The organism is Pseudodesulfovibrio sp. JC047 (assembly GCF_010468615.1).
Classification (GTDB): domain Bacteria; phylum Desulfobacterota; class Desulfovibrionia; order Desulfovibrionales; family Desulfovibrionaceae; genus Pseudodesulfovibrio.
The window spans coordinates 25,058-42,674 of record NZ_WUEH01000017.1; the positions used below are offsets into that span (position 1 = coordinate 25,058).

The window sequence follows — 17,617 nt, forward strand, 5'->3', positions numbered from 1 at the left end:
AATTCTACATCGATTCCGGGGCGTTCACTCCGAGTAATCCCAGTCCATTCTTGACCACCATTGCCACACAATTCAGTATCATCAATCGAGCTCCCGCCACATCGGCCTCGGCAGAGAGCACATGACAATTGGTATAGTATCTGTGGAGCTTTGATGCAAGCTCTTGCAAATATGTTGCGATCACATTTGGACTTTGCGTGCGGGCAGCGGCCTCGACAGCATCCGGATACAGATCAAGATGCTGTAAAATTTCCATGTCGTACTTCGTGTTGAGCAAAGCCAGGGACTCTGAAGACAGAGATGCCGAAGCAATGCCGGCGTCAGCGGCCTTCTTGTTCAGGGAACAAATACGGGCGTGGGCGTACTGCACGTAATAGACCGGATTGTCCATGGTCTTCTGCTTGACCAATTCCAGATCGAAATCGAGCTTGGAGTCGGACTTGCGGGACAGGAACATGAATCTGGCGGCATCGGAACCGACTTCGTCCACAACGTCCTTGAGGGTCTCGAACTGCCCGGCCCGGGTGGACATGGCAATAGGCTGACCATCCCTGAGCAGGTTGACCAGATTGACCAAAATGACGTGAAGACCACCTTTTTTGCCAAGAGCCTCGCAGGCCGCCATCATGCGGGGAATGTAGCCGTGATGGTCCGCACCCCAGATATCAACGACGGTGTCGAAACCACGTTTGAACTTGTTGTCGTGATAGGCGATATCAGACGCGAAATAGGTGGTGTCACCGTTTGATTTACGAAGCACACGGTCCTTGTCGTCGCCCAGTTCGGTGGACTTGAACCAAAACGCGCCGTCCGCCTCGTAACCCATGCCGGACGCGGTCATGTCCGCAAAGGTTTCATCGACTTTGCCATCGGTGACCAAAGATTTTTCGGAAAACCAGACATCGTGACGCACGCCGAACGCGGCCAGATCCTGCTTGATTCCTTCGAGAATCACGTCCTTGCCGTAGACCTTGCAAATTTCGGTTGCCTCGGCCTCATCCATCTCCAACAGATCGGAATGCTTGGCCATGACGTCACGGGCGATGTCAATGATGTAGTCACCCTTGTAGAAATCCGTGGGTTCGGGAACATCGTGCCCGGCGAGCTTCCGCGCACGATACAGAATGGAACCACCCAAAATGAGCATCTGACGACCAGCGTCGTTGATGTAATATTCCGCTTCGACGTCGTACCCGGCCTTTTCCAGAATACGTGTCAGGGAATCGCCCAATGCCGCACCTCGACCATGGCCAATGTGCAGCGGCCCGGTGGGATTGGCAGAGACATATTCGACCTGAATCCGGGTGCCGTTGCCCATGGTGGATGTTCCGTATGCGGCACCGGCTTCGGTAACCACACTCACGGTTTCCTGCCAGAACGTCGGGGCAAAGGTGAAATTCAGAAAGCCGGGTCCGGCGATCTCGACTTTTTCAATCAGGGAATCGTTGTCAAAGGCCCCCTGAATATCTTCGGCAATTGCGCGTGGAGCCTTTTTGGCCTGCTTGGCAAGCATCATGGCGACGTTGGCCGACATATCACCGAACTTCTTGTCTTTTGGCGGTTCGATAACCGTCTTTTCCGGCCATTCCCACCCGAAACTCTCCAGCACTTTCTTGAGTGCCTCTTCCAAATGTATCTTTGCTCTCATGAGTATATATTCTCCTTAAACTGGCTTTGTGAGGCTGGAACTAGCACGTTTGAGGACGCAATCCAAGCGGAGATACACGACCACTCCCGGCTGGAATAGACAAATTCCCTAGGACCTGAACTGCGGTAGGGTCCGTCGTATCGATTCAGGCACCATGTTCAGGACCACTCGTTCAATGGCCTGCTGGTGCCGATGGTAGACCAACCCGAGCACAATGATGGCCACGCCCACGCCACTGAGGGCAAACGCGAAAAGCAGTTCGTTTTCAAAGACGTCATAGGCAAGGTGGCCGAGATACAGACATACCCCAAATCCACCGAAAATGATGAAGACACGCCGCTGAACAAGAATCGAGACACCGATCAATCCAAGATTCAGACAGACATAGACAAATCGTCCAAGTTCCGTCTCGCTGTCCATGAATGTCAGACCGCCCCAAAAAGCGAACAATCCGAACAGGTAGCCCCAAAATGCGAAATCCTTTTCCGTGCGCCGATCCACCAGAAAACTGCCGATCAGCATTGTCAGGCCGAACCAGATAGAGACGATCTTGCGGTGTTCCCATGAAAAATCAGAACCATACAGAACAGACGTCAAATCCATGGACATGAACCAGAGACTGAACGCGATCGGCAGTGTAATAAACGGAAAACGGAACCACTTCAGCGCGACGAGTCCCGCCAGAACAGTGCCGACCTCCATGACAAACCAGCCGCTCCTGACCCATTCATAAAAATCGGAATAGCTGCCCGGCTCATTCCAGCCCCACCACCCTGTCATTTCCTGAATCCCGTATATCGCCATGGGTGTCATGCAGACGGCGGCGGTTATCAGGATGCCGCCGGGGATGGTCTGCCCCTTGCGCGTCCACAGCCACCGACCGGAAAGGACAAAGGCTCCGGCATAGATCAATGCCACGGCCAAATGGCCGCTCCCGCCAAGGGCTTCCCAGGCCGAACTCACATACAACGTCATGGCCCCGATAATAATGAGTCCCCCCAGATAGGAAAGGACATGGGCAACGGACAGCGACGGGCTGTCGGCGTATCTGGTCTGAAACGCCGCAATCAGGGCATCACGTACTTCGGGAGCGATCACTCCGGTCTCAGCCGCCCAATCAAGATCCTTGCGTGAAAATTTCATTGGTCTCCTCCGAAACAGACTCCATTCAGCACACGGTACGACAAACACCCATTCGTGTACACCGCAGAGACATTCTCTCTGCAAAGAGAATGGTATGCTCCGCAATCACACAAGGCTCTCGCGCAGCACGGCGACCAAACCAACCATGGAGCTCGACCGTTCAGGCAGTCTTATGCGTTGTCTGAAATCGCGGCCAGCTTGCGCTGAGCCGTCATGTTTGTCGGATTCAAGGCAACGGCATTCTCGAAAAGAGGCACGGCCTTGTCGTATTCACGCAGTTCGTAAAAAAGCAGCCCCATATTCATGGAAACCACCTCACTGACCCGATAAAAATCCGGATTCTTTTGCAGGGCATTTTCAAAACACTTGGCCGCCAGCGTGCGCTCGCCCCCGTCCAGATAGGCCATACCCGTGTTGTAAAACAACCCTTCGTCATCCGGTGAAATCCGCAATGCCCGGATATAATTCTCGATGGCCTCTTTCCATTTTCCCTGACCACGAAGCGCGATGCCAAGCTTGTTGAAAAGCGTAATATCACTCCTGTCCAGCCGCTTTCCCTTGGCCTCCAGAACCTGCCGCAAATATTTTTCGGCCATCCGAGGTGACGCCTGCTGAACCGCTTCCGAAATATTTTCGACCACGGAACTGATAAGACTCATGGCCTCAGTGGTTGCGGCCTCGACCGCCTGGTCGAAATACTTTTCCGCCAGCTCCATCTTCTTGCGGTGGACGTAAATCTTCCCGATATCCGTCTTGCGCTCGGCATTGAGCGGACTCAATTTATCGAGCTTTTTCATGTATTCGAGCGCTTTTTCCTCGTCCAATTTCTTGTAGACACCGACCAGTTTCTTGATCGGTTCCAGATACAACTTCGAGTTGTCATGCGCCCGATGAAAGCACTCAAGGGCCTTTTTCGGGTCGCCCTGCGAAAGGAAAACGTCCCCTTTGAGCATCAGTCCGGCAGGGCTTTCGGGTTTGAGCCGCAAAATCTTGTCGGCGATCTGCATGGCATCCATGAACTTGCCAGCGGCAAGGCACCGCTTGCCAATGGACATATATTCGCTCAATTTCCCCTGCGGCTGGACGGTGAACGCCATTTTTTCGATGATATTATTGATGGACGCGGGCTTTGAGATGACATTATTCACGCCGATTTCATAAAAATACGCGATGTTTTCCCGCTTGGTTTCGCCAACCAAAACCACTATTTTCAAATTGGGCAAAACCCGTTTGAGGGTAATTATCGTATCAGTGCTGGGCCGTCCGGCCAGAATGCGTTCGATAAAAACAATCGTATCAACCGATCGTTTTTCCAGTTCCTGTATCTTTTTCAGTCCCTGCTGCACGCCTTCGTAGGCAAAAAGACAATTTCTTTTTGTGCCAAGAACTTTGAAAAGGGTGGTGGCAAGTGTCTTCTTGAAAAGCTGATCCTCAGTGATAAGGACAACACTCCCACTCAATTTCGAAAAAAAATCATACACGATCGAGTCGTATTTTCCCGCCATACTTTCCCCATAAACCAAAAAAACTGCATCACAAAAGCCCTTACCACCGGCTCCACAGGGTGAAACCAAAAGGTAAATTGACATAAAAAAATCGTATTGAAAACAAGAAAGAGGTGGTTAACGGTCTATAAAATATGAATATCACCTGGTTCAGGTAAAAGAACCTTCATATCCGTCACGCCGTTGGCCCGTGCGCGGATCACCGCTTTTCGTTCGCGCCTGACCGTGCGTTGCAAATGTACCAATGCACAGGCTTTAGCCCCGGCCTTGCGTGCAAAATCGACGGAAGCGGTCACACTTCCATGCCCGACATGCTCCGGCTCCAGGGTATAGGACTCATGGACAACCAGATCACTCCCCGACGCCAACGCCAGCGTATCGGCGGTGGATTGGCCGTCTCCCGAATAAAAAAGCGATGTCTTCTGATCGTCAAGTCGAATGGCCTGACACGGCATGGCATGGTTGGTCATGGCAAAACGAAACCGAAAACCAGCGTGTCTGAAGTCCTGTCCCGGATCACATTCCACAAAAAAAATACCAAATTGTGCCCGGGCCATGGCATTGGAATACGCCATTTCCATCAATCGCGTCACGCGGGACTCGATCCCGGACGGCCCGAGAATGGTCAACCGTTTGGTCCGACCCTCCTCAATGGAACGAACCAACAAGGCTGGAAGACCAAAATAGTGGTCTCCGTGAAAATGTGAAATATACACCGCATCCAGGGCGAGTGGATTGTCGGCCATCCCCCAAAAAGCGCAGGCAGCCGTAAATCCGCAATCAAGCAGGACCGACGACCCGCCGGAATGGACCAACAGGGACGTATTGGGCACGGTTTCATCAAAAGCCTCGCCAACTCCGGCAAACGTCACTCGCATGAAAAAAGCTCCGAATCTGAATGTTCATACATGCGAATGGTTATTACCTGAAAAACAGCTTTGGGCAAGGGGCAGAGAATTATTTATCATCATCCCTGTTTCGAACGTCGTCACGCCACAAGTTCAGCGGAGCATAACACCCCTGTCCCGCGTGCTGAGACCGGCGGACCTGCTCGCCCATTTCCGGGTCAAGCATGAGACCACACATGTACCGCCCTTTTTCTTCATCCCAAAAAAGGTCGGGGCATCGGCGCATGTATCCATATTTGCGGTGTGATTCCATACACGGGTCCTGAATGCAGCACCATCCGCATCCGACGCAAGGCTTGGACATATTCACTCTCCTGATTCGTCTCACCCCGCGATACCCGTGGCCGAAACAAATGGCAAGAAAGACACTTGACATTTCTCGTGATCGTTCCGATTCTCTCATCATCCGAGGCCAAGCGGTTTGTACTTTTTTTTGGGCACTCGATCCGCCAAGAAATTGGTATCCATATGCAAAAAGAATTGGACCATATGGTTTTCACCCAGTATTTTTGCAAAAAAATGGAGCTTCATATCATGACTATATTCACGCAATCCGTTCCTTTCTACAAAATGCAGGGATGTGGAAACGATTTCGTTGTTCTCGACAACCGGGAACTGGGCGTCCCCGTCTCCGACATGGGGGCATGGGCAAAAGCGATCTGTGCCCGGGCCTTTGGCGTGTATGCGGACGGACTGTTCTTTCTCGAAAATTCGAATGATCCGACCCTTGACTACCGTTGGCATTTCTACAACTCGGACGGCTCCCGCGCAGAGATGTGCGGCAACGCCTCCCGCTGTGCGGGCAAACTTGCCCACGCCATCGGACTGGCTCCGGCCAACCACACCTTTGGCACCGATGCCGGTCCCATCTCGGCTTCGGTCCTGCTCGACGGCCCGGACGCCGGACGCGTCAAGGTCCAGCTCACACCGCCACGAGCCACCAAAACCAACATTTTACTGGATATGGGCACAGAAACACTGACCGCGCACTTCACCGACACAGGCGTGCCCCACGCCGTGGTCTTCGTGGACGACGTCGCGGCCCTCGACATCATGGACCTCGGTGCAAAAATCCGTCACCACGCGGCCTTTGCCCCTGCGGGAACCAATGTCAACTTTGCGCAGGTCATCGATAGAAACACCCTGCTGCTGCGCACGTATGAACGGGGTGTCGAAGCTGAAACCTATGCCTGCGGAACCGGTGCCGCTGCCACGCAAGTATTGGCCCACACCCTCGGCCTGACGGATGATGTCGCCAACCTGACCACCTCGGCCGGAGAAGTGCTGACCATCTTCCTGAACGGAGAAACTGTTTTTCTACAGGGCGCTGCGGAACTGACGTTCCAGGGCGAACTGTATCTCGGGCCGCTGGGGTTGTCCTTGTAAAAACCTCCACAGACACCCCGGCACACAGAAAACGCGCCCCCAATTCATTGGAGGCGCGTTTCTTTTTCATGACAGCCGAATTCCCGCACGCGGGTTCGGCATGGGGGCATTCGTTCTACAACAGCCGTCGGGCTATCTCGGTCGCGGCCCGCCGTCCCGCACCCATGGCAGAAATGACCGTGGCCGCACCAGTGACGATATCGCCACCGGCAAAGACATTGGGAATCGAGGTTTCGCCGGTTTCAGCATCGGCCTGAATATAACCCCACTGATTCAAGGCAAGGTCCGGCGTCGCGTCCAGCAAAATCGGATTGGGCCGCGTGCCCACGGCAATGATCGCCATATCGCACGGGACCTGTTCGGTCGCACCCTCAATACAAATCGGCGAACACCGACCGGAATCATCCGGTTCTCCAAGTGCCATTTTCTGAACGGTCATACCCTTGAGTCGTCCCTGGTTGTCCCCATGAAAGGACACCGGGCCACACAAACAGCGCAACCGGACGCCTTCTTCCACCGCGTGCTGAATCTCTTCACGCCGGGCAGGCATTTCCTCCTCCGAACGACGATACACGATCGACACTTCATTGGCTCCCATGCGAAGCGCGGTCCGGGCGGCATCCATGGCCACATTGCCCGCACCAAGCACCACCACTTGTCGTGCTGAATACGCCGGAGTGTCGTAGTTGGGGAATTCATAGGCATGACCAAGATTAACGCGAGTCAGGTACTCGTTGGCCGAAAACACGCCAACCAGATTTTCACCTGGCACGTTCAGGAATCGGGGCAGCCCGGCTCCCACTCCCACAAACACGGCCTGATACCCGTCATCGAACAAATCCTGAATCGTGACGGTCTTGCCGCCCACCCAATTGGTACGGAATGTCACGCCGAGTGCTCGCAGACCATCCAGTTCCCGACTGACCACGGACTTGGGCAACCGAAATTCCGGAATACCGTACACCAGCACTCCGCCCGGTTCGTGCAAGGCTTCATAAACATCCACTGAAATACCACGTGTCGCCAGATATCCGGCCACGGTGAGCGAAGACGGTCCGGCACCAATACAGGCGACCTTCACCCCTTCCTGCTCCGAAGCACAGGTCGGCACATCGGCCACGGCCTCACACGCGGAGGTTGCGGCGTATGTATCCGCCACATACCGTTCAAGACGACCAATGGCCACTGGCTCATACTTTTTGCCAAGGATGCACTTGCCTTCGCATTGGGTCTCCTGCGGACACACCCGCCCACAGACTGCGGGCAACGAATTGGTCGAACGAATTACCTTGTACGCTTCGTCAAGCTCATCATCCACCAGATGGGCAATAAATCCCTTGATGTCGATATTGACGGGACACCCTTCCTGACACAACGGTTTCTTGCATTGCAGACACCGTTCCGCCTCTACAAGTGCCTGTTCCCGGGAATAGCCGAGCGCGACTTCCTTGAAATTCTTTCCCCGTTCCAGCGGATCCTGGTGTGGCATGGGGGTCCGGGCACGGACCTTTTTCTTCTTATTTTCCGCCATGGCAGTGACACTCCCTGCTGAACTGTTTCATGGACTCCCCTTCCTGTTCCTTGAACTGCCACAATCGGGCCTTCAATTCTCCAAAATCCACAGCCTGTCCGTCAAATTCGGGACCATCCACACAGGCGAACCGAGTCTCGCCGCCAACCGTACATCGACACGCGCCACACATGCCGATTCCGTCTACCATAATGGAATTGAGAGACACCGTGGTTTTGGTACCAAACGGCTTAGTCACCCGGCAGACCGCTTCCATCATGGGAACCGGACCAACGGCGACCACTTCGGCCACTTCGTCTTCGGTTTCGAGAATATCCTGCAATACCTCGGTGACAAACCCCTTGTGCCCGGCACTGCCATCATCGGTGGCAATACGGACCTCGGGACAAAGCGACGACAATTCGGAACAAAAAAGCAGCAGATCCTTGGACCGCGCACCAATGATCGCGATCACCCGATTGCCCACGGCGGCGTGTCCCTTGGCAATATGGTGCATGGCGGCAATACCGGTTCCACCGCCCACACAGACTACCGTGCCGGATTTCTCGATATGGGTGGGATTGCCGAGCGGTCCACACACATCCAGAATCTGGTCACCCTGCTCAAAAGTATTCAACTCGGCAGTGGTTTTGCCAACCACTAGATAGACGATGGTGATCGTTCCATTGTCCTTGTCACAATCCGCAATGGTCAAAGGAATACGTTCACCGTTTTCCGACGTCCGAAGCATGACAAAATTCCCGGGCAGGGCCTTTTTCGCAACCTGAGGAGCATCAATAACCATCAATGTGGTTTGGCCAGGAATCAATGCTTCCTTGACTAAAATTTCGTAACCCATTTCCATTTTTCTCGCGTGTTGAAGTGACTCTTTTCGACCGCTCCAAAAGATCTTCGGAACAATCAGGTTTCTGCTAGTAGCGTCTTCGGGGCAGGGTTGTCAAAAACCGTCCAAAAGAGTAGCCTATCGGATCTGAATGGTGAGAACAGGTGCCACTTCCCATGGATGGGAAGCGGAGAGCCACGGGTCCCTCTGGGTTGAGCGGGGTAAAAACCCCAGGGACGACCGGGCTGCGACAGAATGTCACGGCCTTTTTTGTCCGCAAAAAAGGTCGACAACCACACCGGAGCAATTGGCCGTGCGCATCGAAGGCCACGCAACAGCACTGTATCGACGGACATCGGCTCTTGCTGAAAAGCAGCCTGTCCGCAAGCAGGAACCGCCACAGGCGACGACAAAGACCACGTCTTTCGGTTTTCGGCTGGGCAAGTTCGGCCTGGACTTTCAACAGCAGAAAACCACACTCGACCCCTCTTTTTCTCACACGCCGTCACCAGACACCCTGACAGCCCGGGCCTTCAATGCCGAGGCCGAAGTCGAGACACTCCGCGCCTCTGTCGGAATGGACGGGGCGTCCTATCGCAATCAAAATACCGACGCCGCACCCACCTCCTCCATCTCGCACACCCGCATCAGGACCGCTTTGTCGGCCTATGCCCGAAACGCCGCGCCAACCATGCCGTCTCCCGGGGCCATGCTGGCGAGTGTGGTCTAGGGTTCCCATTGCCTTGAGCCTCGCTTTGGCATAGGTTCTCCCATCATGAATTCTCCGACCCCGTCCCCCCGCGAGCTGCTTTCGTCCGTCTTCGGTTTCACCGATTTCATCGGACTCCAGGAACCGATCATCGACAACACCATGCGTGGCGGCGATTCGCTGGTCCTCATGCCCACAGGCGGCGGCAAATCGCTGTGCTACCAAATCCCGGCCATGTTGCTGGATGGTATCGGCATCTGCGTTTCCCCACTCATCGCCCTGATGCAGGACCAGGTCCAAGGCCTGACCCAGATGGGCGTCCGCGCGGCCTGTCTCAATTCATCATTGGACCCGAACACGGCCTACGACATTGAACAGATGGCACTCAACGGTCAGTTGGACCTGTTGTACGTGGCCCCGGAACGGCTGTGCAGACCAAATTTTCTCGATTTTCTCTCCCGGTGCAATCCCTGCCTGTTCGCCATTGACGAAGCGCATTGCGTCTCTCAGTGGGGTCATGACTTCCGGCCAGAATACACCCAGCTTTCCGTACTCAAAGAGCGGTTTCCACAGGTGCCCCGACTGGCCCTGACCGCCACGGCAGACACACCGACGCAGGCGGATATCGTCCGCAACCTGCAACTGGAACAGGCCGAGGTCTTTGCCACCGGATTCGACCGCCCCAACATCAGGTATACCGTGGTTCCCAAAAAGAACGCCACGGCCATGCTCAAACGGTTCATCGAGGATAACCATCCGAACGACGCGGGTATCGTCTATCGACTCAGCCGAAAAAAAGTCGATAAGACAGCCGAATTTCTCCAAAAGAACGGATACACCGCCCTGCCGTATCACGCGGGCATGTCCGCCCAGGACCGCGCCGCCAATCAGAACCGCTTCATGCGGGAAGAGGGCGTCATCATGGTCGCCACGGTCGCCTTCGGCATGGGTGTGGACAAACCGAACGTGCGATTCGTCTGTCATCTGGAACCACCCAAGTCCCTTGAAGCCTATCATCAGGAAACTGGACGCGCCGGACGCGACGGCCTACCCGCATCCGCGTGGATGTGCTTCGGAATGCAGGATGTGGCTGTCCTGCGATCCATGATCGACTCGGGAGAGGCGGACAACACCAGAAAACGCATCGAACACGCCAAACTCAACTCGCTGTTTGCCTTTCTGGAGACTGCGACCTGCCGCCGTCAGGCCCTGCTCGCCTATTTCGGCGAACACATCGACCCCTGCGGCAACTGCGACAACTGTCTCAATCCGGTCGAGACATGGGACGGCACCGAAGCCGCGCAAAAGGCACTGTCCAACATCTTTCGCACCGAACAACGATTCGGCGTCAATTATCTCGCACAGGTCCTTGTGGGCAAGGAAACCGACCGCATCACCCGGTTCGGGCACCATCGCGTGTCCACCTTCGGCATCGGCACGGAACTCACTCAGGACCAATGGAAATCCGTGTATCGCCAACTCCTGGCCAGTGGGCTGGTGTCCGTGGACCTCGACCGATTCAATGCCCTGACACTAAACGCCCACTCCTGGCCCGTGCTCAAAGGTCAGCAAACCGTCCGGTTCCGCACCGACCCGGTCCTGCCCCGCAAGTCCAAAAAGAAAAAACGGGCGGTCGTGGCCAGCGAGGTCCTCACCTCATGGGAAAGCGAAACCCTGTTTGACACGCTCCGGGATCTACGACTTCTCGTCGCCGAAGAACAAGGCGTGCCTCCCTACGCCATTTTTCCGGACAAGACGCTGCTGGAATTCGTCCAGTACCGTCCACAGGACCTCGACGAGTTGGGCCTCATGTCCGGTGTTGGTCAGGTCAAACTCGATCGGTTCGGTGATCGCTTCCTGACCGCATTGACCGCCCATGAATCCGAACACGGACGACCGGCGAATGTCGCGGCCATCCCGGAGGAACGGATTGATCGCCGTGACAAGAAACAGGCGCAAAAAAGCACCTTTTCCAACACGGCACAGACATCACTCGACCTGTTTCTGAAACTTCAGGACATCGATCTGGTCGCCGAAGAACGCGGTCTCAAGCCGTCGTCAATCTGGCGACACCTGACACAGGCTGTAGAATTTGATAAAATCGAATATCGAACGGTTATCAAACTGCCCGAGGATGAGATAGAAACCATCACACTCACGCTCAAGGCCTTTGAAAAACAAGGAATCAGCTCATTGACTCCGACCTTCGAAGCCTTGGACGCACGCTATCCATTCGACCTTCTCAGACTTGTCAGATCGTCCTTGTAAACAAAATTGAATTCTCGCTTGCAAAATGTGCCTTCTGTGCGCAGTATGTGCACCAACCATTGAGAAGGATTATCAACGATGAAGAAAGTTCTGGTACAAATCAACGGAATGCATTGCGCGGCATGTTCTGGCCGTATCGAACGCACGGTCAGCGGTATGGACGGCGTTGCATCGGCCAGCGTGAACCTGGCCGCAGAGACACTCAATCTGACGTATGAGCCCGAAACGATCTCGGCCGAGGCCATTACGGCACGCGTCAAGGAACTCGGCTTTGAAGCCATATTCCCCGTGGAAAACGGATTGGAAACCCTGAACCTCGCTCTCGCCGGAATGCATTGCGCGGCCTGCGCCGGACGCATCGAACGGACAGTCGGAGCCCTATCAGGCGTGGAAAGTTCCGCAGTCAACCTCGCTGCCGAGACCGGAAAATTTGCCTTTGACCCGTCTGCCATTTCCCGCCGGGATATCCGACAAGCCATCACGGATGCTGGATTCACCTCGGACGTCCAATCGGACACGGTTGGGCTATTCGAATCCCGACGCAAAAAGGCCGAACAGCGACTCGCCACGCAAAAAAAGGCCCTGATTCCCGCGTTCCTGTTCGCCCTGCCCCTGCTAATTCTGTCCATGGGACACATGTGGGGAATGCCGTTGCCCACATTTCTTGATCCAACACACGCCCCGGCCAATTTCGCGCTTGTGCAGTTGCTGCTGACACTGCCCGTGATCTGGTCCGGTCGGAATTTCTACCTTCAGGGGGTTCCCGCCCTGTTGCGCGGCGGCCCGACCATGGATTCTCTCGTTGCCATGGGAACCGGCGCGGCCTTTCTGTATTCCCTCTGGAATACCTTCGCCATCGTCGCGTCCATTGGTGATCCTCATGTCCATGCCATGGATTTGTATTATGAATCCGCCGCCGTACTGATCGCCATGATTTCCACTGGCAAATATTTCGAGGCCCGGTCCAGACTCAAGACCTCGGACGCCATCCGCGCACTCATGCAGTTGACGCCGGATACCGCCACCCTGCTGACCGATGGCGAACAGTCGTCCATTCCGGTTGACGAAGTAGAAGCCGGAGACCTGCTGCTCATCAAACCCGGAGAACGTATTCCAGTGGATGGCGAAATCGTGAACGGTCGGTCCTCGGTCGATGAATCCATGCTCACCGGCGAACCCATGCCCGTGGGCAAAGACATCGGCGACACCGTGGCCGGAGGGACACTCAACACCCACGGCGCATTGACCATGAAGGTCACCCGCGTGGGAGAAGACACCGTCCTGTCCCGCATCATCAAGCTCGTTCAGGAAGCGCAAGGGTCCAAGGCCCCCATCGCCAATCTGGCCGACACCATCAGTTTCTATTTCGTCCCCACGGTGATGCTCATCGCTTTGGTGGCCGGACTGTCCTGGTACTTTATCGGCAACGCGAGCTTCCCGTTCAGTCTGCGCATCTTCGTGGCCGTCATGGTCATTGCCTGCCCCTGCGCCATGGGACTGGCCACGCCGGTCTCCATCATGGTCGGCACCGGACGCGGCGCACAGCTCGGTGTGCTCATCAAGTCCGGCCAGGCATTGCAGGAAGCTGGCACACTGGATACCGTGATTTTTGACAAGACCGGCACCCTGACTCATGGTCGGCCCGAACTCAGTGCCATCACCATGGTTCGCGGCACCATGGCACAGACCGAGGCCATCTATCTGGCGGCCGCAGCCGAAAGTCAGTCCGAGCACCCTCTGGCACAGGCCATTGTCCGCTATGCCAAAGACAAGAAACTCGAATTCCCGGCACCCAATTCCTTTGAAGCCATTCCAGGCCGAGGGATCAAGGCAACCATTGACTATAGAGAAATCCTCATAGGTAACTGGGCCTTCATGGAAGAGCACGGGCTTGGTTTCGGGGAAGACGGTATAGCGCGAGAGGCCGTCGGCCATTATGAACAACAGGGCGCAACCGTGGTCTACTTTGCCTCGGAAAACAAATTGAATGCCCTGTTCGCCATTGCCGATGAAATGCGTGACGAAACCCCGGACGTTGTCGCCCGACTCAAGGCCGAAGGATTGACCCCGGTCATGCTGACTGGCGACAACGAAGCCAACGCCCGTGTTGTGGCGGACCAGGCTGGTATCGAAACCGTGATCGCCGGCGTCATGCCCGACCGCAAGGCCGAAGAGGTCGTTCGACTCCAAAAAGAAGGACACAAAGTCGCCATGGTGGGTGACGGTATCAACGACGCCCCGGCTCTGGCCCAGGCAGACATTGGCATCGCCATGGGTTCCGGCATTGACGTGGCCGTGGAATCCGGCGACGTGGTGCTCATGAAATCGAATCTGCACGGCCTGCTCACCGCACTCAAATTGTCAAAGGCCACCATGACAAATATCAAGGAAAACCTATTCTGGGCATTCGCCTTCAACGTCATCGGTATCCCCGTGGCCGCAGGTGTGCTGCACATCTTTGACGGCCCGACCCTGAATCCCATGATTGCGGGCACGGCCATGGCCATCAGTTCGGTCACCGTGGTCTCAAACGCCTTGCGACTGCGCTTTTTCAAAGGATAAGAAAACACGTTCTCATGGTTTTCTCTCGTGTGGTTCGGAACAGACTCACCTGTTTCGAACCACACATTTTTTCAATCCTCCGACAACGCGACACCATATCAAACAGAATTTTTGCATCGCTCCGGTACAAAAATCGGGATCGGGATATTGATTTTCTTGCCTAACAGCAAAAAAACACACACAATCAGACAGACACCATGATCAGCTTCAAAGTGCTGGTCATATATCCACAGAAACAGGCCGTCAGACCGTCTTCGAAGCCGTTTTTTTCAACGACTCCCAGCGTGTTCGAACCTTTTTCTCAACCAAGGAGAACCCCATGCCCACCATCACCGTCACAGGCATGAGCTGCCAACATTGTGTCGCATCCGTTACCCAGGCTCTGGAAGCCCTGGGAACCAAAAACGTCACCGTTGATCTACTTTCCGGCGCAGTGACCTTTTCGGAAAATCCTTCACTCTCCCCAGAAGCGGTGAAGGAAGCCATCACCAAAATAGGATTCGAAGTGGTTGCATATCGTGACATCTAATAAAACTCTCGGCTCGATCTGTGCCCTGCTCGCCACACTGGTCTGGTCCGGCAACTTCATCATCGCACGCGGTCTCGGCGACGTCCTCCCTCCACTCACACTCGCGACACTGCGCTGGGCAACAGCCTCGATTGTCCTCCTGCCATTCACGGCGCACATCATGTGGCGTGAACGCGCGCTGCTCCGCACGCACTGGAAGCACCTGTTCATCTCGGCCATGTTCGGCGTGACCATTTTCAACTCATTCATCTACAAGGCGGGCCACACCACCGAAGCGTTGAACCTTTCACTCATCGCCACCACCACACCCGTTTTCGTGGTCATTCTCTCACGCATCTATTTCGGGGAAGCGATCACCCGATTCCGGGCCATGGGACTGCTGGTGTCCATTTCCGGAATCGTTCTGCTGGTCACCCGAGGCCAACTCCAGGTTCTCCAGGACCTGTCCTTCCATGAAGGCGATCTCTGGATGTTGGGAGCGGGTTTTCTCTGGGCAGTCTATTCCATCCTCCTCCAGAAAAAGCCCAAAACCATCAATCCTTACGCGTATCTCGAAACCACATTTATCATTGGTCTGATCCCGCTGATCTTCGGCGCGTTCATCGAGCAATCCATCAGCCCGCAATTCAGCTGCACCCCGACAATCATCGGGTCTGTCCTGTATATCGGTATCGGAGCATCCCTGATCGCCTACGTTCTCTGGACAAAGGCCATGGCCACCATCGGCCCGACCACGGCTTCATTCATCTACTATACACTTCCCGCCTTCTGCGCGGTCGAAGCGTACTTTATCCTGAATGAATCCACGTCATGGGCGCAGGGTGTCGGTTTTCTGCTGATCGTCAGTGGTATTCTGCTGGCGACACACCCTCGCTTCAATCCACAAAAACTCTAACCAAAGCACATATCATGCGCCAAAACGACCCACATACCTGTCCAAATTTCGATGCCTGTGCCCTTGTGGTCATTGACATGCAAAACGACTTTGTCCATCCCAAAGGGAGCGTATCGAGACCGGAAGCCCTTGAAATCCTGCCCGCCACCGTGGGCTTGACCGAGCACTTCCGTCAGGCCGACCGGCATATCATCCATGTTGTTCGTCTGTATGATCCAAGCGGACACAAGGCCGAGCCCTGCCGCCGGACCCTCCTTGAAAATGGAACGGAACTGGTTGTGCCAGAGACTTGGGGAGCGCAGATCGCGGATGGACTTATTGCACCGGACGCCGCCATCAACCACGAAGAGCTTTATTGGGGCAAACCGCACCCCCTGTCACCCAAGGAATGCGTCCTCTACAAGCCAAGCTGGAGTGCCTTTCACAAGACCCAACTCGAATGGCATCTGTTGGAAGCCTCGGCAAACACGCTTGTCGTGACAGGCACGTGGTTTCCCAACTGTGTCCGCCAGACCATCTATGATGCCATGAGCTGTCATCTCCGCGTGATGGCCGTGCGAGATTGCATTGCCGGACTGACGGACAAGGATTGTGCCGATCTCGAAAAGGTAGGGTGTTCGGTCATGACAGCGAAAGAAATCGCCGCGCAACTGAAGTAATCACCTTCGGATTCGTCCGACAGGGGAAAAACAACAATCCTCTGTCCATGCCCCAAAAGAGAAATCGCGTGTCTCTTATCCTTCAAAGGAAGGGGAAAACCATTCAGGAGGACCGCTTTCCGCGCCGTTTTTCTTGCCCTGCCAGATATCATGCTCTTTGAAATGGGCACGAATGGCATTGTGCATCCCGCGCATGTTGGCGGCCCAATCCGGAGCAAGGAGTTCCCCTTTCTGGGGATTGCCGTTGAGTCGGTGAATCACGATTTTCGGATCAAGGCATTGAATGGCCTCGGACAATGCGTCCAGGAATTCGTCCCGAGTCATGGGAACATAGGTTCCAGCCTTGAACCACCGTGCCAGAACAGTTCCGCGACAGACATAGAGATTGTGAAATTTGATCCCGTGGACGGGTAACGCATTGACATACCGGACCGTGTCCAGCAGTTCGTCCACTCCTTCCCTGCCATTCTGTGTAGGTAATCCGGCCATGACATGGGCCACCACCAGCAGCCCGCGCTCGGCAGCGGCATGAACAGCCTCGGCAAATGTGGCCGCGTCATGCCCTCTATTGATATGGGTCAAAGTCGCGTCATTGGACGATTGCAATCCCAACTCAAGGACCACTTCGGCCAACCCCAACGCCTTTTTCTGCTCCACCAACAAATCAAGCTTCTCCGCATCCAGACAATCGGGCCGGGTCCCGAGGGCCAGCGTGGTCAATCCGGGAAGCCCGTCAAGAGCGGTCAGAGTCTCCGCCAGTTTCTCCACGGGACCATAGGTATTGGAATAGGATTGAAGATAGGCCGTGTACCGTTCAATGCCATGTGTCCCGAGATGGATATCTCGCCAAAAGGCCCATTGTTCCGCCAGAGACAGACCGCGTTCACGCATCCCGGAGCCAGAACCGAGCGGATTGCAGAACACGCACCCGAGTTTGGACAAAGTTCCATCCCGATTCGGACAGGAAAATCCGGCATCCAGTGGTATTTTTTGAACACGCTGCCCAAAATGGTGGCGCATATATGTGGACAAAGCAAAGGTTCGGTGCATC

The 17,617-nt window shown here is 55.0% G+C and carries 15 protein-coding genes; 7 read left to right on the forward strand and 8 right to left on the reverse strand.

What is annotated here, in order from left to right:
• Positions 1-4 precede the first annotated feature (4 nt).
• From argS to GO013_RS11780, 5 genes are all read right to left on the reverse strand, one after another.
• Entirely contained in the window at positions 5-1,648 is a 1,644-nt protein-coding gene (gene argS, locus GO013_RS11760; protein ID WP_163811335.1) for an arginine--tRNA ligase, read from the reverse strand.
• A gap of 108 nt (positions 1,649-1,756) precedes the next feature.
• Complete coding sequence (locus GO013_RS11765; protein ID WP_163811337.1) at positions 1,757-2,791, reverse strand: DUF2157 domain-containing protein; 1,035 nt, start codon at positions 2,789-2,791, stop codon at positions 1,757-1,759.
• Between the two features lie 170 nt (positions 2,792-2,961).
• A complete protein-coding gene (locus tag GO013_RS11770; RefSeq protein WP_163811339.1) occupies positions 2,962-4,296 on the reverse strand; it encodes a tetratricopeptide repeat protein in 1,335 nt (444 codons plus the stop codon).
• 125 nt (positions 4,297-4,421) lie between these two features.
• Positions 4,422-5,174, reverse strand: a complete 753-nt coding sequence (locus tag GO013_RS11775; RefSeq protein ID WP_163811341.1) for a ribonuclease Z — start codon at positions 5,172-5,174, stop codon at positions 4,422-4,424.
• A gap of 79 nt (positions 5,175-5,253) precedes the next feature.
• Positions 5,254-5,508: a hypothetical protein gene (locus tag GO013_RS11780; RefSeq protein WP_163811342.1), complete on the reverse strand. Its 255-nt coding sequence runs from the start codon at positions 5,506-5,508 to the stop codon at positions 5,254-5,256.
• A 230-nt stretch (positions 5,509-5,738) separates the two neighbouring features.
• On the opposite strand from GO013_RS11780, the gene dapF reads away from it, so the two are divergent.
• Positions 5,739-6,590, forward strand: a complete 852-nt coding sequence (gene dapF / locus GO013_RS11785) for a diaminopimelate epimerase (RefSeq protein WP_163811345.1) — start codon at positions 5,739-5,741, stop codon at positions 6,588-6,590.
• 115 nt (positions 6,591-6,705) lie between these two features.
• Here dapF and gltA read toward each other — a convergent pair whose 3' ends face one another.
• Entirely contained in the window at positions 6,706-8,121 is a 1,416-nt protein-coding gene (gltA, locus tag GO013_RS11790; RefSeq protein WP_163811347.1) for an NADPH-dependent glutamate synthase, read from the reverse strand.
• Entirely contained in the window at positions 8,108-8,959 is an 852-nt protein-coding gene (locus GO013_RS11795; protein ID WP_163811349.1) for a sulfide/dihydroorotate dehydrogenase-like FAD/NAD-binding protein, read from the reverse strand. The genes gltA and GO013_RS11795 overlap by 14 nt, the downstream gene beginning before the upstream one ends.
• A gap of 298 nt (positions 8,960-9,257) precedes the next feature.
• Here GO013_RS11795 and GO013_RS11800 point away from each other — a divergent pair, with 298 nt between their 5' ends.
• The 6 genes from GO013_RS11800 (at position 9,258) to GO013_RS11825 (ending at position 16,566) form a co-directional block, all read left to right on the forward strand.
• Positions 9,258-9,674, forward strand: a complete 417-nt coding sequence (locus tag GO013_RS11800; protein WP_163811351.1) for a hypothetical protein — start codon at positions 9,258-9,260, stop codon at positions 9,672-9,674.
• Between the two features lie 45 nt (positions 9,675-9,719).
• Entirely contained in the window at positions 9,720-11,921 is a 2,202-nt protein-coding gene (gene recQ / locus GO013_RS11805) for a DNA helicase RecQ (RefSeq protein WP_163811353.1), read from the forward strand.
• Between the two features lie 78 nt (positions 11,922-11,999).
• Complete coding sequence (locus tag GO013_RS11810; protein ID WP_163811355.1) at positions 12,000-14,483, forward strand: heavy metal translocating P-type ATPase; 2,484 nt, start codon at positions 12,000-12,002, stop codon at positions 14,481-14,483.
• A 319-nt stretch (positions 14,484-14,802) separates the two neighbouring features.
• On the forward strand, positions 14,803-15,012 hold the full coding sequence (locus tag GO013_RS11815; protein ID WP_163811357.1) for a cation transporter: 210 nt from the start codon (positions 14,803-14,805) through the stop codon (positions 15,010-15,012).
• Positions 15,002-15,907 (forward strand): DMT family transporter, encoded by a 906-nt coding sequence (locus GO013_RS11820; protein WP_343219567.1) that lies wholly within the window; start codon positions 15,002-15,004, stop codon positions 15,905-15,907. Before GO013_RS11815 ends, GO013_RS11820 begins: the two co-directional genes overlap by 11 nt.
• Before the next feature lie 14 nt (positions 15,908-15,921).
• Entirely contained in the window at positions 15,922-16,566 is a 645-nt protein-coding gene (locus tag GO013_RS11825; RefSeq protein WP_163811361.1) for an isochorismatase family cysteine hydrolase, read from the forward strand.
• A 75-nt stretch (positions 16,567-16,641) separates the two neighbouring features.
• On the opposite strand, the gene GO013_RS11830 is transcribed toward GO013_RS11825, so the two are convergent.
• Positions 16,642-17,616: a TIGR01212 family radical SAM protein gene (locus tag GO013_RS11830; RefSeq protein ID WP_163811363.1), complete on the reverse strand. Its 975-nt coding sequence runs from the start codon at positions 17,614-17,616 to the stop codon at positions 16,642-16,644.
• Position 17,617 lies beyond the last annotated feature (1 nt).